The organism is Bacillus sp. VT 712 (assembly GCF_001614195.1).
Lineage (GTDB): Bacteria > Bacillota > Bacilli > Bacillales > Bacillaceae_H > Priestia > Priestia flexa.
Window position 1 is genome coordinate 1 of the sequence record NZ_LWBK01000058.1, and the last position, 23,570, is coordinate 23,570.

The 23,570-nt window shown below is 38.3% G+C and carries 27 protein-coding genes; 26 read left to right on the plus strand and 1 reads right to left on the minus strand.

Features of this window, described 5'->3' with window-relative positions:
- The 26 genes from A2U94_RS20925 to A2U94_RS22200 all read left to right on the plus strand — a co-directional run.
- Positions 1–164, plus strand: a 164-nt coding sequence (locus A2U94_RS20925; protein ID WP_197473416.1) for a transposase domain-containing protein, incomplete at its 5' end; no start/stop codon positions are given.
- Between the two features lie 179 nt (positions 165–343).
- Positions 344–505 carry a hypothetical protein gene (locus tag A2U94_RS21360; RefSeq protein WP_153301199.1) on the plus strand — a complete coding sequence of 54 codons (162 nt, stop codon included), beginning with the start codon at positions 344–346 and terminating at the stop codon, positions 503–505.
- 235 nt (positions 506–740) lie between these two features.
- Positions 741–968, plus strand: a complete 228-nt coding sequence (locus A2U94_RS18745) for a helix-turn-helix transcriptional regulator (RefSeq protein WP_025907007.1) — start codon at positions 741–743, stop codon at positions 966–968.
- Between the two features lie 420 nt (positions 969–1,388).
- Complete coding sequence (locus A2U94_RS18750; RefSeq protein ID WP_025907005.1) at positions 1,389–1,643, plus strand: hypothetical protein; 255 nt, start codon at positions 1,389–1,391, stop codon at positions 1,641–1,643.
- An 11-nt stretch (positions 1,644–1,654) separates the two neighbouring features.
- Positions 1,655–2,002 carry a hypothetical protein gene (locus tag A2U94_RS18755; RefSeq protein ID WP_025907004.1) on the plus strand — a complete coding sequence of 116 codons (348 nt, stop codon included), beginning with the start codon at positions 1,655–1,657 and terminating at the stop codon, positions 2,000–2,002.
- Entirely contained in the window at positions 1,995–2,333 is a 339-nt protein-coding gene (locus tag A2U94_RS18760; protein WP_025907003.1) for an HNH endonuclease, read from the plus strand. Before A2U94_RS18755 ends, A2U94_RS18760 begins: the two co-directional genes overlap by 8 nt.
- A gap of 123 nt (positions 2,334–2,456) precedes the next feature.
- On the plus strand, positions 2,457–2,798 hold the full coding sequence (locus A2U94_RS18765; protein ID WP_035319685.1) for a P27 family phage terminase small subunit: 342 nt from the start codon (positions 2,457–2,459) through the stop codon (positions 2,796–2,798).
- Positions 2,795–4,453 (plus strand): terminase TerL endonuclease subunit, encoded by a 1,659-nt coding sequence (locus tag A2U94_RS18770; protein WP_025907001.1) that lies wholly within the window; start codon positions 2,795–2,797, stop codon positions 4,451–4,453. Before A2U94_RS18765 ends, A2U94_RS18770 begins: the two co-directional genes overlap by 4 nt.
- 18 nt (positions 4,454–4,471) lie before the next feature.
- Complete coding sequence (locus A2U94_RS18775) at positions 4,472–5,611, plus strand: phage portal protein (RefSeq protein WP_025907000.1); 1,140 nt, start codon at positions 4,472–4,474, stop codon at positions 5,609–5,611.
- Positions 5,611–6,342, plus strand: coding sequence for a head maturation protease, ClpP-related (locus tag A2U94_RS18780; protein ID WP_025906999.1), 732 nt, complete (start codon positions 5,611–5,613; stop codon positions 6,340–6,342). Before A2U94_RS18775 ends, A2U94_RS18780 begins: the two co-directional genes overlap by 1 nt.
- A 26-nt stretch (positions 6,343–6,368) precedes the next feature.
- A complete protein-coding gene (locus A2U94_RS18785; RefSeq protein WP_025906998.1) occupies positions 6,369–7,526 on the plus strand; it encodes a phage major capsid protein in 1,158 nt (385 codons plus the stop codon).
- 59 nt (positions 7,527–7,585) lie between these two features.
- The gene (locus A2U94_RS18790) at positions 7,586–7,843 is read left to right on the plus strand and encodes a hypothetical protein (RefSeq protein ID WP_051567031.1); all 258 of its coding nucleotides are present in this window, start codon (positions 7,586–7,588) and stop codon (positions 7,841–7,843) included.
- On the plus strand, positions 7,836–8,207 hold the full coding sequence (locus A2U94_RS18795; protein ID WP_025906997.1) for a head-tail adaptor protein: 372 nt from the start codon (positions 7,836–7,838) through the stop codon (positions 8,205–8,207). Before A2U94_RS18790 ends, A2U94_RS18795 begins: the two co-directional genes overlap by 8 nt.
- Positions 8,204–8,596: an HK97-gp10 family putative phage morphogenesis protein gene (locus A2U94_RS18800; RefSeq protein ID WP_025906996.1), complete on the plus strand. Its 393-nt coding sequence runs from the start codon at positions 8,204–8,206 to the stop codon at positions 8,594–8,596. Before A2U94_RS18795 ends, A2U94_RS18800 begins: the two co-directional genes overlap by 4 nt.
- Positions 8,596–8,973 (plus strand): gp17 family tail completion protein, encoded by a 378-nt coding sequence (locus A2U94_RS18805; RefSeq protein ID WP_025906994.1) that lies wholly within the window; start codon positions 8,596–8,598, stop codon positions 8,971–8,973. The genes A2U94_RS18800 and A2U94_RS18805 overlap by 1 nt, the downstream gene beginning before the upstream one ends.
- Positions 8,974–8,987: 14 nt before the next feature.
- Positions 8,988–9,602: a major tail protein gene (locus tag A2U94_RS18810; protein ID WP_025906993.1), complete on the plus strand. Its 615-nt coding sequence runs from the start codon at positions 8,988–8,990 to the stop codon at positions 9,600–9,602.
- Positions 9,603–9,613: 11 nt separating this feature from the next.
- Positions 9,614–9,802 carry a hypothetical protein gene (locus A2U94_RS18815; RefSeq protein WP_327078486.1) on the plus strand — a complete coding sequence of 63 codons (189 nt, stop codon included), beginning with the start codon at positions 9,614–9,616 and terminating at the stop codon, positions 9,800–9,802.
- 55 nt (positions 9,803–9,857) lie between these two features.
- Positions 9,858–10,208: a phage tail assembly chaperone G gene (gene gpG / locus A2U94_RS18820; RefSeq protein ID WP_025906991.1), complete on the plus strand. Its 351-nt coding sequence runs from the start codon at positions 9,858–9,860 to the stop codon at positions 10,206–10,208.
- A gap of 17 nt (positions 10,209–10,225) precedes the next feature.
- Positions 10,226–10,387 carry a phage tail assembly chaperone GT gene (gene gpGT / locus A2U94_RS21365; protein ID WP_153301196.1) on the plus strand — a complete coding sequence of 54 codons (162 nt, stop codon included), beginning with the start codon at positions 10,226–10,228 and terminating at the stop codon, positions 10,385–10,387.
- 86 nt (positions 10,388–10,473) lie between these two features.
- Positions 10,474–14,082, plus strand: a complete 3,609-nt coding sequence (locus A2U94_RS18825) for a hypothetical protein (RefSeq protein WP_025906990.1) — start codon at positions 10,474–10,476, stop codon at positions 14,080–14,082.
- A gap of 5 nt (positions 14,083–14,087) precedes the next feature.
- Complete coding sequence (locus A2U94_RS18830) at positions 14,088–15,533, plus strand: distal tail protein Dit (RefSeq protein WP_025906988.1); 1,446 nt, start codon at positions 14,088–14,090, stop codon at positions 15,531–15,533.
- Complete coding sequence (locus A2U94_RS18835) at positions 15,530–21,163, plus strand: phage tail spike protein (protein ID WP_025906987.1); 5,634 nt, start codon at positions 15,530–15,532, stop codon at positions 21,161–21,163. Before A2U94_RS18830 ends, A2U94_RS18835 begins: the two co-directional genes overlap by 4 nt.
- A gap of 60 nt (positions 21,164–21,223) precedes the next feature.
- The gene (locus A2U94_RS18840; protein ID WP_025906985.1) at positions 21,224–21,511 is read left to right on the plus strand and encodes a hypothetical protein; all 288 of its coding nucleotides are present in this window, start codon (positions 21,224–21,226) and stop codon (positions 21,509–21,511) included.
- 78 nt (positions 21,512–21,589) lie between these two features.
- The gene (locus A2U94_RS18845) at positions 21,590–21,955 is read left to right on the plus strand and encodes a hypothetical protein (RefSeq protein ID WP_025906983.1); all 366 of its coding nucleotides are present in this window, start codon (positions 21,590–21,592) and stop codon (positions 21,953–21,955) included.
- A gap of 63 nt (positions 21,956–22,018) precedes the next feature.
- Positions 22,019–22,240: a BhlA/UviB family holin-like peptide gene (locus A2U94_RS18850; protein ID WP_025906981.1), complete on the plus strand. Its 222-nt coding sequence runs from the start codon at positions 22,019–22,021 to the stop codon at positions 22,238–22,240.
- Between the two features lie 55 nt (positions 22,241–22,295).
- Positions 22,296–23,324, plus strand: a complete 1,029-nt coding sequence (locus tag A2U94_RS22200) for a peptidoglycan-binding protein (protein WP_025906979.1) — start codon at positions 22,296–22,298, stop codon at positions 23,322–23,324.
- 99 nt (positions 23,325–23,423) lie between these two features.
- Here the strand turns inward: A2U94_RS22200 and A2U94_RS20930 are convergent.
- Positions 23,424–23,570 (minus strand): transposase (locus A2U94_RS20930; protein WP_156482294.1); only part of this gene is annotated, 147 nt, incomplete at its 5' end.

Sequence of the window (23,570 nt, forward strand, 5' to 3'; positions counted from 1 at the left end):
GTTTGAGTTTGGCTGAAACGGCCAAAGCAAACGGAATTGATTTTTATCAGTACTTGGTAAAGCTGATGACGGAATTACCTAATATATCGTTTCATCAACACCCTGAGATTTTACATAATTACATGCCATGGTCAGAGAATATTCAAGCCACATGTGCAAAATAGCCAGCTAACTGAAAAAAATTCAGTTAGCTGGCCGTTCGTCGTGCGTACCGTGAAGGTGCGCTATTTTTTATATTTCGGGCTTACAAATAAAAAACATTTTTGTATAGATTTTCATCAATTAAGTTAACGAACGTCACCTCCTTTTGATATAATTAAAGTATCAAAAGGAGGTGAACAAAGTGGACATGGAAACAGTAGAAAGACTTCTTCGGATGTTAACTTGGCTAACTGGAAGCATCGTTGGAATTATGACGATAGAGAAGGAACTAGCTGAGAGAAGAAAGAAGTCGAAGAAAAAGAAAAAGCGACGCTCTCCTAGCAAAAAGAAACGTCGCAAATAAGCAAGGGAGGTAAGGGTGTAACCCCTTCCTCTTACTAAATATTATATCATGTCCATGAAAAAATATGAAATTCTTCTCTTTTACGTTTTTAATGTCAATCTTGTTCGCTACGCATTTTGCAACAATGGATTATAATAAGCTGCATTGGCTAGACATTACAGCTTCAATTTTAGCTGTCGTGTGGTTAGTACTGACAATTATTATAATCGTTTTAAAAAGGAGGAACGCTTGAGTTATGAGTGATTCATTTCACATCACGAATAGAGAACAGCTAATAGAATTTCTAGCATCTGAGGTAGTAACAACTTCCGATGCTATAGAGATGCTAGGAGTTAGTCGTCAGTATGTAAATAAGCTAGTTAACACTGGTAAGATAAACCCTATACGCGAAAGCCCAAAAGAAAAGTTATTTCTTAAATCTGATATATTAGCAAGGAAAGAAAAAATGGAAAAAAATAAATGAATAAATGAAGTGAAAAGCATCCTGTATATTGGGGTGCTTTTTTATTTCTATGAAAGGAGTGGTTGGTCATTAAATATACATTTATGAGTTTTCGTCGATTTATTGGGTTTTGGTTATTGTTTTACTTTGTAGGTATGTCACTCGAAGAAGAGCAATTCTTAAGGGGATTATTAATTACTAATACTTATTTCCTGCTAGAGATAGTGGTTTTTATTACGAAAAAAGAAGCTGCTGATAAAGAGCGATTATAAAGCAGTCAGGAGAATGTCAATGTTAACAACGTTTAAAGTCATACTCATTATTGTTCTACTTGTAACAGCATTAGGAGTAATAACGAACGTACACATTACTGCAGCTTAGCCATTGCATGCATAGCAGCATTAATCTTTCTCTTTAAAACCATGTAAGAGGTGATAGTAAATGAATGAACTAAATATAGAAGAGTTCCAACAAGCTATCCAAAAAATTTGTAACGGGGTAGCTTTATTTATTGAACGTATAAAGAGTTTTTCATCTAGATTAAGAGTAGCTGCAAGAAAGTATATAGAAATCCAAGCGGATATTAAAAGAGCAAAACATATTCGTCAATCATGGGTAATGAAACAAGATACTCGTAAAGGTAGCCAAGTGTTATGCAATAAGCCAAGAGCGCATATAAGAAAGCTTTTGTACTAGGAGGACAAGTGATGAATAAGAAATCAATTGGTGAAGATGTTAAGTTACTTGCTATTGAGTTAGGTTCCATTAACGATGTACCAAAGGTTTACTACAAAGGTGAAGAGATTAAGACGAAACAAAGAGTAGACTTCACGTGGATTACTAAAAATGAGTGCGAACAGCTATTTGAATCTCCATACATTAATATCGAACAGGTGGTGACAGGTGAAGGTTGTCATCTTAAACGTATTGGATATAACGAAAGAGTAATAGAACAACCTAGACTCTTGTTATCTTTTGATGAACATAAGGACAAGGGGACTGTATTAGATAAGTGGATTAATAAGTTATTCAACAGGAAGAACGGTAATGGTTGAGTACAAGACAATCCAACAGAAGCGTAAGTTCTATGACAGTGGTGATTGGAAGAGAATACGTGAACATATAAAGAAACGAGATAACTATGAATGCCAACAGTGCAAACGTAATGGACGACTCACTATTGATAGGAATGAATACAGTGAAAGTGCAAAACGTAAGAAGATAAAGCTGGTTGTCCATCATATTAAAGAGCTTGAATATTATCCGGAGCTTGCATTGGATGAGGAAAACCTTGAAACAGTGTGTGTGGATTGCCACAACAAAGAACATGGTCGAGACTTTAAAAATAAAAAGCCGAACAAATGGCAACATGATGAGATGTGGTAACCCCCCGTTCAAAAGTTTTGGCCTTTTTTTCGTTCCTGGGCACCGGTGAGGGGGCTCTACTGTTCAAAAAAATGAAAAAATATGACTATATTAGGGGGGCAAAAAAATGAGGGGGGTGTTTTAGTGAGTGGGGTTGTAAAAATATCGGATTTACAAAAGCAATTAATGTTACGAATTGATCAAGATGATTTGGTCGAAGTGGATAAAGTAACCCGTTATATCGCTATTGTTAAACAAATTAGGAAGCTACAAACAGCAATTAATAAAGACGGAGTTACTATCATCACTGTTAATGCTAGTCAGGAATTTACAAAGACCAATCCTGCTTTAAATGAGTTGAATAAGCTTACTAAAACACTTATTTCTCTTGAAAAATCAATTAAATTTATTGAAAAGGCACCACCTAAAATGAAAGAAAACGAGGAAAAGGGTAATGACGAGCCAACAGTCAGTGACTTATATTGATTCACCAGAAATATGTTGATGCGTACATTCATGCTTGGCGAGAAGGTAACGTTATCTTTAACCAAGAAAGAATTGATTTGGTTAACCAGTTAGAAACCGAAGTATTAAATCGTGATGATATTTATTTTGACGAAGATCAGATTGAACGGTGCATAAGCTACATTGAGAAATGGTATTTCAAATTAGAACTATTTCAGAAATTTATTATTGCATTTATTTTCCTTAAATACAAAAAGCGTGACAAATTATTCTATAAAGACATTGTAATTGTTATTGCTCGTGGTAATGGTAAGAATGGTTTAATTTCAGGGTTGGCGGATTACTTTATTAGTCCTGGTCATGGAATAGACGGTTATAATGTTGATGTTGTAGCCAATAGTGAAGAACAGGCTCAAACATCAGTAAAAGAAGTTTACAATATGAAAGAGAAAAATAAGAGTTTCATGAGAAGCTTTTTTTCATGGACAAAAACGCGAATTACTGGCAAGTCTACTTTATCCGAATTTATGTTTCGGACATCGAACGCTGACACAAAAGACGGCGGTCGTCCTGGTTGTCTTATTTTTGATGAATTTCATATTTATGAAGACACAAAACTTATCAATACGTTAAGCTCCGGCTTGGGGAAAGTCATGCATAGAAGACGTATCTATATATCCACCAACGGTCATGTCCGTGGTGGTTTTTTTGATAGATTTATAGAGCAATGTCTAGACGTATTAAGTGGTGGCAGCAAGCGTAAAAATCGATTTATATTTATTTGTAAGATGGATAGTAAAGATGAAGTTGATAATCCAGAACTGTGGGAAAAGGCAAACCCAATGTTTAGCAAACCAAGAAGCCCCTATGCTGAAGAGTTATTTGACACAATTATGGATGAGTACCTTGATCTGGAAGATGACCCATCTGGCCGTCCAGAGTTTATGGCTAAGAGAATGAACCTTCCGCAAGAAGATAACACAGTAAGAGTAGCTTCATGGGAAGATATTCAAGCTACAAATCGTGCTATCCCTTACGAAAGTTTACAAGGTAAAAAGTGTGTGGGAGCTATTGATTTCTCTTTTATAAAAGATTTCACAGCTTGTGGGGTTTTGTTTAAAGATAATGATGATTATATTTGGGAAAGTCATCAGTTTGCTAGGCGTGACTTTGTTAAAGAGGCGAAACTAAAGCCACCTATTTTTGAATGGGAAGAACAAGGGTTAATTACTCTGTTAGATGAGCCAGTTATTAATATCAATCATATGGTGAACTATTTTTGTACAATGCGTGAAAAATATGGACTCGATACAATCATTGGAGATACTTTCCGATTAGATATTGTAAAGAAAGCCCTTGAAGAAGCAGGGTTTAACGTCTTGTATATCCAAAACCCTCATGCAATTTATGCAAAACTTGCACCTAGAATTGAAATGCTGTTTGCACAAAAACGCGTTATCTTTGGTGATAATCCTTTAATGAGATGGAATACAAACAACATTGTAGTCAAAGTGAAAAATGACGGAAACAAGGATTTTGTAAAAAAAGATGAAGTTCGTAGAAAAACAGATGGATTTACAGCTTTTGTTTACGCGATGTGGCAAGCAGATAACATTTTAGGTAATGAGGTGAATATTAGTCAGTCATTGGATGCCTTAGATGCACTTAACTTTTAAAGGAGGTGAGGGAGAAACGTGGGACTTATCGACAGTGTTCTAAGGCGTAACAAAGAGCTGGAAACCCTGTTTGATTTAGACTTAACAGATGAAACTATTCACCGCGCATATCTCAAAAAGATGGCATTAGAAACGTGTCTTAACTTTATTGGCCGTACCATTAGTCAATCAGAATTCCGCATGGTAAAAGAAAACAAGCGTGTTTTCAATGATTGGGACTACTTGCTAAATGTTCGGCCGAATACAGACCAAAGCGCAGCGGACTTTTGGCATAGCTTCATTTATCGATTAATTGATGAAAATGAAATTTTAGTAGTCTTGACGGATGACAATAATCTTTTAATGGCAGATTCTTTTACTCGTGATGAGTATGCGATATATCCAGATGTGTTTCGAGAAGTAACGGTGAAAGATTATATGTTTAAGCGTACATTTCGTATGGATGAAGTCATTTATATTACCTATAACAATGAGAAGCTAACACGATTCATGGATGGGTTGTTCAGTGATTATGCGGATCTATTTAGTCGAATGCTAGAAATTAGTTTGCGTAAAAACCAAATTAGAGGAACTGTTGGTATTGATTCAACACAATCTCTAGATACTGAAAGCCAGACCAAATTACAAAACTTCATTAACAAGCTATTTAATTCATTCCGAAAAAACTCAGTTGCACTTGTACCGAAGTTAAAAGGGTTTGAGTATGACGAGGTAGCAAATGGCGAGGGAAGCGGTCAGTCTGTTGAAGAGTTAGCTAAAGTGAAAAAGTCCTTAATTGATGATATAGCTAATATATTAGGGATTCCAAATGCTCTTATTCATGGAGAATTAGCTGAATACGACACGAGTATTAAAGCTTATATCAAGTTTTGTATTGATCCATTAGTTAAAAAAGTAAAAGATGAATTAAATGCGAAGTTGCTTAGTAAAGAAGAATATCAACAGGGCTTTAAATTAGAAGTTCGTGGAATTGCGGAGTTAAATCCATTAGAGTTAGCGGATGCAGTAGATAAATTACGCGCAAGTGGTGTTTATAATGGGAATGAAATTCGCGTTAAATTAGGAGACGAACCAAAAGACATTCCTTCTTTAGAGGAGTATGTGTTAACAAAGAACTATGAATCAAAGGATACTGATAAAGGAGGTGAGAATGAATAATGCGATTTATGAAATTTAAGAACGAACAGTATAAAGACCAATTAAAGAAAATCCCTCATAATTTTGCTGTTGCCCATGATAATGAAAACAAGGAATCGACTTTAACTATTTATGGTGTGATTGGAGACTCTTGGTGGTCTGAATCAACATCGGCAAGTGATGTCGATAAAGCTATTACACAAGCTGGCTCTAATGATCTAGTGGTTCACTTAAACTCTCCGGGTGGTGATGCATTTGATGGCATTGCTATTTATAACCGATTAATGAACCATAAAACCAAGCATAATGTGAAAGTTACCATTCATGTGGATGGTTGGGCCTGTTCAGCTGCATCAGTTATTGCAATGGCAGCAGATGAGTTAATTATGGGAACTGGTGCTATGCTAATGATTCATGAAGCAAGTAACATCGTGTGGGGTACTAAATCAAGTATGCGTAAAGAAGCTGATTTACTTGAAAAGTTAGAAGATGGCATCATTGATGCGTATATGAGTAAAGCAACTATTGAGCGCGAAGAAATTCGTAATATGGTAGATGCTGAGACTTGGTTCAGCGCAAAAGAAGCGATGGAAATTGGATTTGCCACTGCTACTACCACTGAACCAGAAAAGGATACCGAAGATTTAACGCAGTTAAAAGCTCAAATGCAAGCTATGAGAAATGAGTTAGATCAATATAAAAGCGAACAGATACAAGTGCCGTCTAACCAAAAGAGACGACGCTTTTTTTAATGCTCAAAAAACGGAGGAAATAACCAATGACAATGAAATTAAAAGGTGCAATGGAAAACTTTGAAACAAAAAAGAAAGCGTATATGAATGTAGTCAATAACGAAAATTCAACACCTGAACAGGTAGAAACAGCGTTTAATGACATGTTTACAGCGTTACAAAATGACTTAACAGACCGAATTACAGCAGAAGCACGTAACGAAGTACACGACGCGCAAATCTTAGCAGCTCGTGGTCAAAATGTATTAACTTCCACAGAACGCAAGTTTTTCAATGAAGTTATTTCAAGTGGTGGTTTTGCAGAAGATACGATTTTACCAGTTACAACTCAAGAACGTATCTTTGAAGATTTAGTAACAGAGCATCCATTAATTGATGCTATTGGATTAAAAGATTTAGGAGCAGTTACACGTTATATTTACTCAGATCCAACAAAAGCTTACGCATGGGGAGCACTGTTTGGAGAAATTAAAGGGCAAGTTTCTGCAGCATTCCGCGAAGAGCAAATTGGTCAATTAAAGCTTACTGCTTTTGCTGTTATTCCTAAAGATATGCTTGATTTAGGGCCAGAGTGGGTTGAACGCTATGTTCGTACCTTGTTAGTTGAATCTCACTCAGTTGGTTTAGAGTATGGCCTTGTAAATGGACGTGGGCCAGCACAAAATGAGCCAATTGGTTTAATGAAAGATGTAAATAAAGAAACAGGAGCTGTTACAGATAAAACATCAAGCGGAACTTTGACGTTTGCACCTTCTGAAAGAGGCGAAACAATCGCAAAAGAATTAGGTGGTGTTGTTGTTGAACTTTCAAAAGATGAAAAAGGAAAAGCTCGTAAGGTATCAAACAGCATTGTTATGGTTGTTAACCCTGTAGATGCGATTAAAGTGCAAATCGGAAATACAATCCAAACAGCAAATGGACAATGGGTAACAACGTTACCTTATAACATTTCTCCAATTGAATCAGAGGAAGTGCCAGAAGGTAAAGCGTTGTTCTTTGTGAAGGGTGAATACCTAGCAGCTATCGCAGGAGGTTACAAGATTAATAAATATGATGAGACATTAGCTATTGAAGATGCTCGTCTGTATACAATGAAACAATTTGCGAACGGAAAGCCAAAAGACAATAAAACAGCCTTAGTTTATGATCTTAATATTTCATTTGATATGACACCGGCTGTATAAGATATGAGGTGATGTGATTGGCCATCACAAATGAAATTCTTCAAGAATTCAAAGAACGAATGCGATTAGGGAATCATGAGGATGCGAATTTAACTCGCATCCTTTCTGCTTCCGTTACAGCTTTAAAAAGAGTTTGTGGTGATTATGATATTGAACAAGACGAAGAGTTCAAAGAGCTTGTATTTGAACGTTCTCGTTACGTCTACAATGATGCTTTAGAATATTTTAATGACAATTTCTTAACGGAGATTAACAGTTTAAGTATTGATAGAATACTAGAAAAAATGGTACTGGAAGAAGGTGAAGAGAATGCGTGAGTTTAAATATAACTCACCACGTCTTCATAGTGGAGAGTTACGGACACCTATTCTTTTTTATAGAAATAAACCGAGTGTTGGCCCACTACCAGGAGAGTCAAAGGACGAAGAGGTCTTTCGTACATTTGGAAAAATCGATCGTGTATGGCTAAAAGACTTAGAAATGGCCAAGGCAAACGGTACATTATCAGATGTCACTATTACCATTCGAGATCCACTGACTGAATACCGTCCATCTAATTTGCACTATATTGCGATTGACGCTATCGATTATCAAAACATCAAATACAACATAAAAAGTGTACAACCCAACCTTCAAGATAGGCGGTTTATTGATATTGTCGCAGGAGTCGCAAATGTATGAGTGTGAAGGTTACAGGCCTTAACCAGCTATTAAGTACCTTAGAGAAAAAATATGGACCGGCAGCTGTCCAACGCATCAGTGACCAGGCATTAAAAGAAGGAGCCAAAGCCTTTGTTCGTGAGTTAAAGCTGCAGTTTGAATTGTTTAAAGATACGGGTGGTTCAATTGAAGAGATTACCATTTCAGAGCCAATGACCATTGCAGGTGTACGAACGATTAAAGTTCATTGGCGTGGCCCAAAAGGGAGGTACCGTATTATTCACTTAAATGAGTGGGGAACGGTTAAAAATCCTAACCCGAAAGGTAAAGGAGCCATTGCGAGAGCGTTACGCAATGCTGAAAAAGCGTATCAAGCAGCGCTACTCAATGCAGTAAGGAGAGGGTTGTAGTGCTTTATCAACTATACGATGCATTGCTAGCAAGTCCTCTTATTCAGCAAAAGGTTGAGACTCGCATTAAGTTTTATGAATATCCACCCACTGACAACATGGAGGGTGTATATATTGTTATTGATCCATTAGCAACACCGCGTCCCGGTGATTATGCGGATAATAAGCCGATGACTGATGAATATTTCTATCAAATTGAAGTCTGGTCAGAATCTTTCGAGGATACACAGCGTGTAGCGAAAGAAGTACGAATCATTATGACAGAGGTAGTCGGTTTTTCTCCATATGGAGATGGGATAGATGAATATGAACCAGAAACAGCCATTTTTCGCGATGCCAGACGCTATATAGGCAAAGAATACATTGTTGAGATATAAAAGGAGTGGAATAAATGGTTACAAAAAAGAATTATAAATCATTCACTGGTTTAACAGAGTTTCATTACGGTGTATTAAATGAAGATGAAACAGGAATTGTAGAAACTTCACCCGAACGAATTGAATTCGCTCAAGAGATTTCAGTTGATACGCCACAAGAAATTACAAGAGCCTCTGGAGACAATAAAACAGCCGAATTGGCAGTGGCTAATGGGCCTATTTCTGTTGTGACGTCCTTTCATAAAGTGCCAATGGAGGATAAAACAAAAATCTTAGGGTTAAAGACGATTGGAAGTGGTGTAGCTTATACACCGAATATGACGCCGCCTTACGTGGCTTGTGCGTTCGCTCGAACAGCTGAGGATGGTGGAACAGAATGGCTAGGGTTTGCAAAGGGGCTCTTCACGATGTCTTCTATTTCTGGTAAGTCAAAAGAAGATGGATCTATTGAGTTTTCAAAAGATGAAGTAAATGGCGAATTCATGCCAAGAAAAGTCGATGGCATCGAGGATGAAGATGAAGGAACAATGTTTGTTTTTTATGATGCGAAAGGGTCAACAACGAACAGAGATTTCTTATTCAATTTAATCTTTGGTAAACCTCATCCAGATGCAACACCTGAAGTATAAGGGAGGAATTGATGATGAGCAAAGTAAAGTATGAAGTCATACAAAAGTTCAAAGATGTTCAAGATAACGGGAAAGTTTATCAAAAAGGTGACCGTTACCCAAAGCCTCTAAATAAAAAAGTAAGTGAAGAACGATTGAATGAGTTAGCTTCTACAAGCAATAAGTTAGGACAACCCGTTATTAAAGTCATTGGAGAATAGTCAAAGCTATTCTCTTTTTTATATAAAAAATAAAAACGTAAAGGATGGATACACAATGGCAAATTTAAAACGAAATACAATTGAGCTTGTGACAGATGTAAAAGAAGGAGAAATTATCACAGAAACCTTTCTGACACCACCATTTATTCCGTTATCGGTAGTCTATCAAGCAATGGATTTAGCTGCTGAGATGCAAAAAGTGAAAGCCGATAATGAAAAAGAATTGATTGATAAACTTGTAGATTTTGTCGCAAATGAAGTGTATAAAGGGAAATTCACGAAACAAAATCTGATTGACGGTTTACATGCACCACAAGCTGTTGAAACACTTCAAGCTCAAATTGCGTTCATTGCACGAGGTCAACAAACAGATGAAACAAAAAAGTTTTTGGCGAAGAAGAACTGAGTGATGAAGATTTCACATTGGAAAAGCAAAAGGATTACTTAGATAAATTAGTCCGTTCCCTCATGAAAGAAGGAAAAGACATCAACGAAGTATTAAATATGCCTTATCACTTTGTGTTAGACCTATTGGAAGAACAAAACAAGCCGCAACGAGGAAACTCTTTCTTCGAATTAATCTAACCTTATCCATAAAACAGTTCATGCCATGAAGACTTTCTATGTTTAGAGAGTCTTTTTTTATTGGCTTTATGAAGGGAGGGTGAACAATGGAAAGAGTTGAAGGTCTTGCGATAGGACTGAATTTAGACACCTTACAACTTGAGCGAGGATTAACTGGTTTAAAAGACAAACTAAAAACCGTAGATAGCGAAATGAAGGCCAACCTTTCCGCGTTTGATCGTGGTGATAAGTCGATTGAAAAATATGAAACGCGTGTCCAAGGTCTTAATAAAAAACTAGAAGTGCATAAACGTGTTGTCCAACAAGCGAAAGTTGAATATGAAAAGATGGTTCAAGAGCATGGAGAAGGCTCTAAGCAAGCCGAAGCTGCAGCACGAACCTATAACAACCAAGCTGCCTCTTTAAACAACTTACAACGCTCTGTTACCCGTGCCGAAGCTGGCTTATTTGACTTAAAAGAAGAACAGCGACTAGCAACAAGCAATTGGGCTAAGTTCGGTCAAGAAACAGAAAAAGCAGGAGAAAAGCTGAACGGGTTTGGTAGAAGTTTAACAGACATTGGTCAATCTATGAGTATGAGCATTACTGCTCCTGTACTTGGTGCGTTTGCAGCTGTTACGAAAGGAACAGAAGAACTGCGTGGGGATTTGGCTAAATTAGATGCGAACGCCTTTAGTTCAGGGTTTAATGTGGATGTCATGCGGAAAGAGTTAGAGAAAATCAATGCCATTGCACCAGATGTGAATGCGAATGTAGAAGGTCTTTCGAACTTAATGGCGACACCATTTAGTGAACAAGGTCTTTCACAAGCTGTTGATTTATTATCTGGTGCTTCCATTAAATTTTCTGAAACACTTAAATTTGAGGGATTAGCTGATGGATTACAGGAAACATTAGCAACCGGTGCAGCAATTGGGCCTTTTGCGGAGTTGCTTGAGCGTTCTGGCATTAACCTTGATACGTTTAACGCTGGTTTAACGGATGCCATTAAAAACGGAACAGAAGAGCAGTATGTGTTAAAAACGCTAGCTGATACAGGGCTTGGTGGTTTGAATGAAGAGTTCCGAAAAAACAACGAAGGATTGGTGGAGTCACGACAAGCTTCTATGCAGTTCCAGCAGTCCATTGCTGAGCTAGGGACGACGCTCACTCCAATTGCGACAGAAATCACACAAGGCATTACAGGTGTTGTCGATAAATTTAACAGCTTAGATAGTAGCACGCAAAATACCATTCTTGCATTTGCAGGAATAGCTGCTGTTATGGGGCCTGTTATCACATTTGGTGGCATGTTTACGATGATGCTGAGCAACATTGTATCGGGGATGGCTCCTGTCATAAGTAATATCTCAAAAGCTGGTGGTCTCTTAAAATGGTTACGGTTAGGTTTTACCGCCTTAACAGGACCAGTAGGTCTCACAATTGGAATAATCACGCTGCTTGCCACCAGATTTATCGGACTCTATAAAAACTCAGAAACCTTTAGAAATGGTGTTACATCACTAGGATCCAAATTACAAGAGTTTGGCCAAAATGTGCTAAGTTTTCTAGCGCCAGCTATTGAGTCGGTAAAACAGTTTTTTCTTGAACAGTTTTCGGTGATTAAGCAATTTTGGCAGGACAACTCTTCGACAATTATTCAAGCACTCTCGAATGTAGGAATGATGGCGTCAAAAATCTTTCAAGGGATTTCTTCTGTCATCCAGTTTATCATGCCATTTATACTTGGAATCATCAAATCTGTTTGGGGGAATATTCAAGGAGTCATTTCCGGGTCACTAAATGTCTTGATGGGCCTAGTCAAAGTTTTTTCGGGTCTTTTCACTGGCGATTTCCGAAAAATGTGGGAAGGACTGAAACAGATTTTCTCTGGAGCCATTCAATTTATTTGGAACTTCATTCAACTAAACATGTTTGGGAAAATCCTTTCTTTTGGAAAAGTGTTTGCATCTGGCTTTAAAAATGTCTTTTCGGGCTTATGGACAAACGTAAAAACGATTTTTTCAACAGGCGTATCAAATGTAAAAAGCTTTGCTGTTAATGGATTTAATAGTATGAAATCCAGTGTCGGCACTATCATGACTAATATGAAAACATCAGTATCCAAAGTGTTTACGGATATTGTTGATGGAGCAAAAGCTCTTCCCGGAAAAATTGGTGATGGAATCAAGTCGATGGCTGGAAAAGTAGTAAGTGGCATTACTTCACTGAAAAACAAAATGGCCGAAACGCTTGGCGAAGGCGTCAATGGAGCCATTGGTGGTGTGAACTGGGTTTTAAAGAAAATTAATGTGAAGGAGCTTCCTCTTTGGCCGATTCCGCAATATGCCAAAGGGACAGATGGGCACCCCGGAGGACTTGCGGTACTAGGTGATGGGAAAATGGAAGAATTATTTGTGACACCTAGTGGCTATATGGGGTTGTCTCCAGACCGAGATACCTTAATGAACTTACCTAAAGGTACACACGTCTTTTCTGGACCACAAACAAAACAGTTGATGGATGAAGGTACAATACCTCAATATTCTGGAGGTACAGTTGGAAAATGGTTTAAGAAGAAGGGACAACAACTTTCAGCTGGTGCTGGTAAATTGAAAGACAAAGCCATTGATACGGCTCAAGCTGGTGCTCAAAAGGTGAAAGATGTAGCGCTTGATGTGTGGTCATACCTTGATAATCCGAAAGAATTGATGAAACAGGTATTCGCAAAGTTTATTCCAAAGTTACCAAACATCGGTGGAGCATTTAATGATGTCATTGGCGGATCAGTGAAGAAGGTTAAAAGTGACTTTGTGGATTATATCAAGAAGAAAATGAAAGACTTAAATCCATTTGGTGGCGGAGCCAGTCCTAGTGGTAAGGGAGCAAAAGCATGGCGACCGGCTATTTTAGCAGCTGCAGCACGAATGAATGAATCTGTATCTGAAAAAGAGGTACAAGGTATTATTGCTCAGATTCACAGGGAGTCCGGTGGTAACGAGAAGATTGTTCAATCATCGGCTGTATGGGATATTAACACAGCCAACGGAAACCCAGCTCGTGGATTACTGCAGTACATTCCACAAACCTTTAATGCTTACAAGATGAAAGGACATGGGAATATCTATAGCGGATATGACCAACTCTTAGCATTTTTCAATAATACACGTTGGAGAACGGACCTTCCTTATGGAAAACGAGGCTGGGGACCTAGAGGAAAACGCAAATACAAAAACGGCACAAATTTTCATGTTGGTGGAAGTGCAATGTTGGGCGATGGGTGGGAGTATGAACCATTCTTGCTTCCAGATGGACGTTTAGGCCTTAGTCCCGATGTACCAACTGTTTTTAATAACTTACCTGCAGGTACAAAAGTATGGTCGAACATTCAAGACTTTGTGCAATCGACAAACCAAAGTCAAAAAACAGATGCCATGAAGTTACTTGCGTTAGTTGGGAAAAGGCTTGAGCAACAATCTTCTGCACCATCAAATAACGCTCAAACAAGCAACTATCAGCAATTAACAGACCATCCGTTCATTCAAAAGATTTTAGCTATTTTGGAAGAACAAAGTGAGATTCTAAAAGTTATCGCAATGAAAGATCCAATTATCTCAGTTCTATTAAATAATAAAGAAGTAGCCAAAGCCATTTTTAAAGACGTAACAAAACTCCAGGATGAACACAAAGACATCAAGAGACGATTTAAGGGGTGATTTGTATGGGAATGATGTTTAATGGTGAACGTAAACCCTATCTAAAGGTATTGAAAGGAAGGGAGCGTCCGGCTTGGGCGCCTCTGAAACGAAATTTATTAACAGTTCCGAATCGACCAGGTGCACTTCCTAAAAGCACCGATGTCGAACCTAGACCACTAGCTGTTCCTATTGTCATTAAAGGAGTAGATTTAGCAGACTTGCAAAAAATCAAAGAGGACTTAGCCGCATGGCTTGTGACGGATGAGCCATGTCCTTTGATTTTTGACGATGAACCAGACCGTATTTATTACGCTTACGTTGACCAAAGTATTGATTTTGAGGAAATCGTAAAGCTAGGGATGGGAACGCTGAATTTTATTTGTCCAGATCCTTATAAATACTCAAGTGTTTCTAAATATCAGCATTCCATCATTTCTGAAGGTATGTCACTTGTTACACCTTTAAATAAAGGGACAGTCAAAGCAAAGCCTATCTTTGAGATACAAGTTGACAATGACTATACACATATTGATATTTCAAATGGTGATCAAATTAATCGTATTGGTCGGATTGTGAATCTTGAAGAGTATGCTGCAGCTCGTGAAGAACTGATTTTAAATGATAAGTTAACCTCAACACTTGGTTGGGCCAAAACAGAAGGGTCAGTTAATATCGATGGACGAGCTACGGGTGACATGAAATCAGACGGTTATCGATTTATCGCTGAAAACTTCGGAACCATGGCAGAGGGCTGGCATGGCCCTTTTTATAAAAAGACATTAGGCCAAACCTTAACGGACTTTCGATTAGAGGCGATACTTGAGCTATTAAATACAGGAGAGGACAAGTTTGGGAAGGTTGAAGTGTATCTCTTAGATAACAACAACCTTCCTGTTTGTTCGGTTACTATCAAAGATGTTGATTCCGCAGGGAAGCGCATTTATGCGAATGTTCGACTAGGTGGCGGTGATATTGGCTTTAAAGATGTAATTAGTACACATGGTGAACAAGAGAGCACTTTTTGGAACTTCTACGGTATGCTTCGAATTGAAAAAGTAGGAGAACGATGGACAGGCTATGTAGCTAAAATTAATAAAGAGACAGGTCAACACACAGCTCGTGCATTTGAATTGTTTCATGATCGTGAAAAGCAGTTTTTACGACAACCAACCCAAATTGGCATTTATATTGCACAATACGGCACCCGAAAGGTGCCTTCTTTGCGTGCGGATGATGTTCGAGTCTATAAAATGAATTCGTTAACGGAAAATCAAATTCCGTATGTCGTGCGTGCTGGTGATGTTGTAACCTTTGATCATCAAAGTGAAAACATTTTAATTAATGGCGAGTCACGTATGGATTTAAAAGCGTTTGGCGGTGAGTTCTTTCACCTTGAACGCGGTGATAATGTCATTGTAACAAGTCCAGCACTACCAACAAAAGCCATGTGGAGGGAGCGATTTAGATGATTCATTTGTTAAACAGCCAATCAGATCATATCGTTGCCTTTTTAAGTCATGGCTTAGAAGCAGCTACACATACAAGGAACAGTAATTTAGAAGAAGTTCTCACCTTTTCCTGGCCGGCTATTGATGAAAAGGCAGCTTTTATCCTGCAGCGCAATAGAGCTGTTATTGAGGATGAGGACGGTCAATATCGAGAGTTTATTATTGATGCTGCAGAAAAAGACGGTGATGTACTAGAAGTTACAGCAACCGCCTCTTATTTAGATTTAAAGAAAGCCAAAGCCATTGCACCTATTACCTTAACGGGCCAAACAGCAGCAACAGCTACCTCGTATGTATTAGCCGGCACAGAATGGGAGCCAGGGGTTATTGAGCATGCTGGTGTGCGGAAGGTTGTCTTTGATAAGCACATTAATCCTTATCTAGCTTTACAACAACTTGCCTCAGAGTTTGGTTTAGAGCTTGTGTTTCGTGTTGAAATTAGTGGCAACCGCATTGTTCGTCGTGTTGTTGATTTAGTGACTCGTGTTGGGCGTTTTAAAGGGAAAGAAATTGTCTTCGGTAAAGACCTACTAGGGCTAGTTCGAAAAGAAAAGTCAGATGAGATTGTCACAGCACTTTTATGTCTTGGGCCAGAAAAAGAAGACGGTACGCGTATAACGACGACTGTCGAAGATGAAGAAGCACGGCAACGCTGGGGGCGTAATAACCAGCATCTATGGGACATTTATGAGCCGGAGTCTTCTGACCAAGATATGACGGTTGAACGGCTCAAATCGCTTGGTGAAACTGCTTTAAAAAAACGCATTAATAGTGTTGTAGAATATGAGATTTCACAAGGTGATTTAGAGTCTATTCCTGGTTATGAACATGAGCAAGTTCGCTTTGGTGATACGGTCCGTATTAAAGACCTTCACTATAAGCCCCCTTTGTATATGGAAGCACGTACGATTTCTGTTGAACGTGATTTACTAGATCCATCTGAAAAAGAGTATGTTCTTGGTGAGTTTATTGAATACACTGAGCGTGACGTATTAGCCGAATTTGATGATTTTAAGAAGAATATGCGTATACGTATTATCAAACAACCAACGCCTCCACAGGGGGCTTATAACGTTCTCTGGGTGGATACCTCACGACCAGTTCATGTGTTGCATACATGGGATGGGGTGCAATGGCGCAAAGTCACGCCAACAGAAGCCAGTGAGATCGGTGCTGAAACGCCTCAAGGTGCTCAAGAGAAAGCAGATAACAGTCGTGATGAAGCAAAAGAGTACACGGATGGTAAAGTGGTTGAAATTGGAGAAACCATTGAACAGGTTCAACAAGACGTATTTAACCGAGAACGTGTGATTAAAAGGCAACCGACTGAACCTGTCAATCCTCTATACGGAGACTTATGGGTGGATACAAGTGATCCATTACAACCCATGTACATGTGGAATGGCACAGAATGGCGTGCACTTGGTCCAACAAATGCAGATGAAATGGGTGCAGTCCTAAAAGAAGAATACGAGCAAAAGGTTCAAGAAATCATTGCGGATCTAGCCAATAAGGTACCAAATGAAAATTACTCTTCAACAGTCCAAGAGATTATGAGTTCACTAGATGGAAAAGCTGGTTTAGAGTATGTGAACGGTCAACTTTCTTCAAAAGTAAATACAGGAACCGTTTATACCAAAACAGAAGTTGACAACGCATTGAATAGCCGTGTATTAAAGACCACTTATGAAACAGACAAAACGGGTATTGTGCAGCGTTTAGACAGTAGCGAGAATCGATTAACAGTTAATGAAAAAGAGATTGGGTTACGTGCAAAGCAACAGGCTTTAGATACTGTGTCCCAACGTGTAACGTCAGCTGAACAAGCTATCGTGTTGCAAGATGGAAAAATTGAGCTCATGGTAGAAAAAGAAACATTTAACAACCTAAAAGGAACAGTTGAGAGCTATGGTACACGTATTACACAGGCAGAAAGCAATATCAACCTAAAAGCAGAAAAGACAGCTTTAACTACAACCAATCAGAACGTTTCAAACGCTTTGCAGTCCATTACAAACCTTCAGACGGAAATCGACTTAGCATATGAACAAATTGCGTTACGAGCGAAACAAACCGACTTTAACACATTGTCAAATCAAGTTTCTAGTCATCGAGCGCAATTAACCGTACAAGCCAATGAAATTGCTTCAAGAGTGACACAAGACCAATTTAATGCTCTTTCGATTGGTGTACGTAACCTGGTCTTAAACTCGACTTTTAACAAAGGTTGGGATAATTGGACAGGTGTAAGTGGTGGGTTTTCTATTGTGAGCGCTGAGGCAGATAAGCCTTCAAGTAAGATAGCAAAAGTTACTGCTTCGGGACTTTCAACAATCTCTATAAAGTCAGCTTATGCAAACACTTTCCTTGCAAAGAAAGGTGATACTATTACAGTATCAATGGATATAAAGGTTAATGACTTTAATCAATATGATGAAAAGAAGCCTTTTATATTCGAGTTATTAGATATTAATAGAAACCGTGTTGAATATAAAGATGTTTCGCTAACTGATATGAATATTACTTCATTGCCTAACAATGAATGGGTTAGGGTTGTATATGTTCATAAAGTCCAAAATAGCTCTGTTGTTTACGGTAGAGTAAGATTGTCTTTATTTAAAAATGGAACAGTATTTTACCGAGAAATTAAAGCGGAATATGGAAATAAAAACACTAGCTGGACAGAAGCTCCAGAAGATGTTGACGAGAAGATTAATGGCTTAGATGGACGTATCTCAACAGCCGAAACAAATATTAGCCAAACAGCTACTGAGATTAAGAGTCTTGCAAAAAAGAGCGAATTAGATACTGTAAGTGGTCGCCTGGATACGGCAGAAAGCACGATTAGCCAGCAAGCTGCAGATATTGCTCAACGTGTAACATCATCTACATTCACACAAGAAATTACAAATACGAAATCGTATGCTGACAGTAGCGCTCAAACAAAAGCAAATACGGCAGAAACAAACGCGAAAAACCATGCGAATACAAAAGCTAGTACAGCCGAAGCAAATGCCAAGAGTTACACAGACGGAAAGATTAGCACGGTTACAACACGATTAACATCTGCAGAGAGTTTAATTACTCAACAAGCCAATGAAATTGCTTCTAGGGTAACGAAAACAGAATTTGAATCTTTAAGTTTTGGAATGCGTAACTTAGTCATTAACAGCAACTTTGCTAGAGGTTTAGAAGGTTGGGGTAATTTCCAAAATATATCAAGCTATAAGGTTGTAGACGATTCAAAGTTTGGAAAGGTTCTGGAGGTTATTTCTGATTCAAGCACATCTAGTAGATCACCGGCTATTAGAACAGATATGTTTGATGTAGTTGGCGGAGAAACCATTACAATTTCTTTGTGGTTAAAACGTGCTGAGGCAGGTATTGTTAGTGTATTAATGAAATTCCGTGATGCTTCTGGGGTGGAGAGTAATCCTGTTCCAGGTGATACACCTTCACCGGCAGGGAATGAGTGGTATTACTATACCCAAACATTCAAAGTGCCTACTAATGCAGTTAAAGCTTATCTCACACCGAGAGTAACTACTTCTATCAGTGGTCTTAAATGGTGGGTTGCCAATGTAAAAGCAGAGCGCGGGAGTAAACCCTCAGACTTTTCAGTAGCTCCAGAAGACATAGATGCACAAATCAATAGCGTAAGTACACGAATCTCCACAGCAGAGTCAACTATCACACAACAGGCTGGTTTAATCGCTCAAAAGGTTTCTACAACTGATTTTAATGGCAATACCATTGCCTCTAAATTAGTTCAAACAGCTACTGCTTTAGATTTAATTGCTCAAAATTTAAATTTAACCGGATTAGTGACGTTCAGCACGTTTAATAGTGATGTCCAAAGTAAAATTACTGCTGGAACAACAGCTAAGTCTACGCTTGACTCAAAAGCAAGTATCTGGGATGCGAAAGAAACCACAAGCGGAGCGCAAACGAAAGCGGATGCTGCTAGAAATAGTGCAATTGCTGCAGCTGCAAGTGATGCGTCTACAAAAGCTAGTAATGCAGAAGCAAATGCTAAGAATTATGCCAGTTCAGCTGTTAGTACAGTGAACGATTGGCGAGTAAGTGGTAAAACCACGATAAATGGTGGAAAGATTGAAACTAATACAATTACTGTACGTCAAATTGCTGTTGGAGATTTTACGAATTTGTGGCCTAATCAGAACTTAGATCCTAAAATCGGCAGTTTTGGTTTGCCAGCTATTATGAATGATACACATAACTATTATTCCATTCCTCTTAGTAGTCGTGACCACATTGCTCATGATATACCTATACACATGATAGCTGGTGATGAGTTTTTAATTACAGCAGATGTGTATCGGTATAAAGGTAGTAGAAGCTTGCAAGCTGGTTTTTGGGAAGGAAAACCCGATGGGAGTAATACTTCCAGTCCATGGCGAATGAATTCATGGGAAACACCTGCTCCTTATCAGCAATGGACTTCTGTGGCATGGCATCATAAAGTAACGGATTCCACGACATTTCAAGGGAAACCATACTTTCAAATTGACCAACCCTCCAGTGGTGGAGATACAGGCTATATGATTCAAAATATAAAAATCATTCGCAAACACACTGGAAAAATGGTGGTTAACGGTACAATCTCAGCCGAAAAATTAAACGTTAATAATCTTTCTTCAATTTCTGCTAACTTAGGGGTTGTAACAGCTGGAGAACTACGAAGTGTTATCATCCGAGCGTCTACCTTTGATACCTTGAGTGGGAGTGTTATTAATATTGGCAGTGGTGGTGCTGGGATTGATTTATATGACGGTTCATTCCGTCTAAAACAATCAGCTGGACATTATTACTCGATTAACAACTCAGGCCAGCATATCTTCTGGCAGGGGTCAGATCCATTTATTCGTATTCAAAAAACACAAGATGCGGATTCCAATCCTGCTGTTCAAGGGGCCAGAGCGCAGCTTGTCTTTTTAAAAGACCGAACGGCTGTATATGCTCGTAATGCAGCCAATACGAATTATGCTGATTTTGCTGCGAATGAGTTCCGAGCGATTGGAAAGTATGTCAGCATTGTGAATGGTAATTTAGAGTCTACAACAGGCTATATGGCTGTCACTGCTGCTACTGAAAACACAGGCTCTACACAGCATGTTTATTTGCGTCCAAGTGGTTCGGGTAGTGTGCACGTACTTAGAAATACAAGTTTTAACATTGATAGTAGTAGTCCAGATTACCGACCAATTATTGTGCAAACAGTGGGTACACGTTCAACGTCTCTTTCAAAGACGAATATTCGAGAAGTAGATTTCAAAGCAACTTCTCTGTTAAAAGATGTGGACGTACATGAATACCACACTATTTCTGATGTCGTTGGTGGTAATTACTTTGATAAGAAAATAGGGTTCATCACGGAAATGACACCTGCTCTTATGAAGTTTGAAAACAACATTGATTTGTATACAACACTGGCTCTTGTGTGGAAACAAAACCAAGAACAGCAAGAGGAAATTGAACGCTTAGAAAAAGAGAAAAACGATATACACGATGTGTTAGGTGTCTTAATCCAAGAAATTGACGCATTAAAAAAAGCTGTTTCTGCAGCATAAAGGAGTCCCTTGTAGGGGCTCTTTTTTATACCCATAAACGAAAAAAGGTGGAATTTAATCATGGAACAAAACCAAACAAATCAAACACAAGCGGTACAAGTTAATTCTGATTTAATCATTCAGCAATACCAAGAAGAACAGTTTCGCTTGAATACAGAGTTAATGAAGTACAAAGCGTATTCTCGACAGTTAGAAGGAACTGTTATCCAACTAGATCAAGAAGTAAAAGCTGCAGAAGAGCGTCACCAGAATCAAGTGAAAGAAACAAACAAGTTCAAAAATCAGTTAAAAAAGCAGCAAACAAATAATCGTAACAATACAAAACAACATGGCCAATCCAAGCGCTAAATAAATGTGTTTGAATGCGTCTATAACTATGCTGATGACGTTAAACTGCATAAGACCTAATCAAGGTGGAATGCAACAATGGAAGTACAAGTGAAAATGATTAACGGATTAAACTTTGAAACGATTATCGAGGAGTATAATGCACAAATTTTAGCCGAAACATTAAACAATCAAGAGTATTCAATGGTCATTATTGGTGACGTTATTGCACAACGTTATTCAGTTGTTCGCGTTATGACAAAAGTAGAGAATCCTGAAGCAAATGTTGAAATTACATTAAATGATAATACGGTTATTAAAGTGTATGTAGAAAATTATAACCCTCTAGTAGTCTTACAAAGCATTAATAGTGCTGGTGGCGGAATGGTGTCCATTGGTGAAGTTGTATTGCAAGCTTCCCAAATTGTGCGGATTATGAGAATTAAACAGGAAACAGTAGCTTAATAGATAACAAACAAAAAGAGGGGCTATTGCCTCTCTTTATTTTTATAAAAGGGTGGGGTAATTATGTTTGAAGAGCAAGTTTGGAATACACTTCTTCAAAATGGGCCATTTGCAGCATTATTTATTTGGTTATTATTTAAGGTTACAAAGGAATCAAAAGAGCGTGAAGATCGTTTAATGAGTCATGTGGAGCGTACCACAGATACGTTGCAACGTATTGAACAAAGTGTGACAGGTATGCAAGATGAAATTAAGGATATTCGTGAACAAATAGAAGGTCAATAAGTCACTGTCTCTGCAGTGGCTTTTTATATACCTAAAAACAAGGAGGAGAAAGAGAATGACTTATAAATTTCAACAGTTACCACAATTGGTTGATAAGCGAGGAAAACTACCAAGCAAAGGTTCTTACAATAAACGTGCAAATGGGGTTAAATCCATTACAACTCGTGTGTGGCATCACTCTTTAACAAAGTTATCTGCAGGTGGCTCGAACATTGTTTCCTTTGCTAACTTCCATGTAGGCACAAATGGTTGGCCCGAAATTGCATATCACCTAATCATTGATCCAAATACAATTATCAATGGAAAGGCTGCTATTTATTATTGTGTAGACATTAGTAAGCGTAGTTACCATGTCGGTAATAGTAATACAATTGGACTTGGTATTTGTGTTATTGGTGATTATCGTACAGATAAATTAAGTGTGGCTGCCATTGCATCCATTATTGACTTGCGTAATGCCTTAATTAAAGACGGTATTGGGAAATACGATAAATCGCATAATGAAATGCCAGGGTACTCGTGGAAAGCATGCTGCGTATATGATTATAACAAAGCATTTAAAGACATCTTAGAAACAATTGCACCTGGAGCAAACCAAAAGCCTTCGTTGCCACCGGACTTATATACAATTCAAGAAGGTGATACATTCTGGTCAATTGCTGAAAAAGACGGTCCAGCAGGAATTACAGTCAATGATTTAATTGCTGCTAATCCTGGTGTAGAACCAACAAAGTTAAAAGTTGGTCAAACCATTAAATTAGGAAAAGCACAGCATGCGTACACACTAGAGCCAGAAATACCTAAACAGCCGCAATCAGCTTATCAATACCCATTACCTTCAGGAGTACTTAAAAAGGGCGCACGTGGAGAATCTGTACGTCAATTACAATCGGCTTTAGCTGCATTGCATTTTTATCCCAACAAAAATGCAAAAAATAATGGCGTAGATGGTGTTTATGGTAATGACACAGCTGATGCAGTTAGACGTTTTCAGTCTGTGTATGTACCCAGACAAGTAGATGGTGTTTATGGGGCGAACACAAAAAGTAAATTAAAAGCTGTTTTAAAGTCTAAAGGTTATTAAAAGAGGCTGGGACAAAAGGTCTCTATAATCGAAAAAAGGTGAAGTCGCCGGTGCGACTTCGCCTTTTTTCAATTATTTTAAAGATATAAAGGCAAGATCTCACCCCCTTGCCACATATTTTCGTATATTCACGGCCATTAGTGCGAGGCCGGTTTCGTTTTCGACTTTGGATTTCCCACGAACAGAAAATCGTGTGAAACCTAAATTAGCCTTCAAGAATCCAAAAACTGGCTCCACGTCCATTTT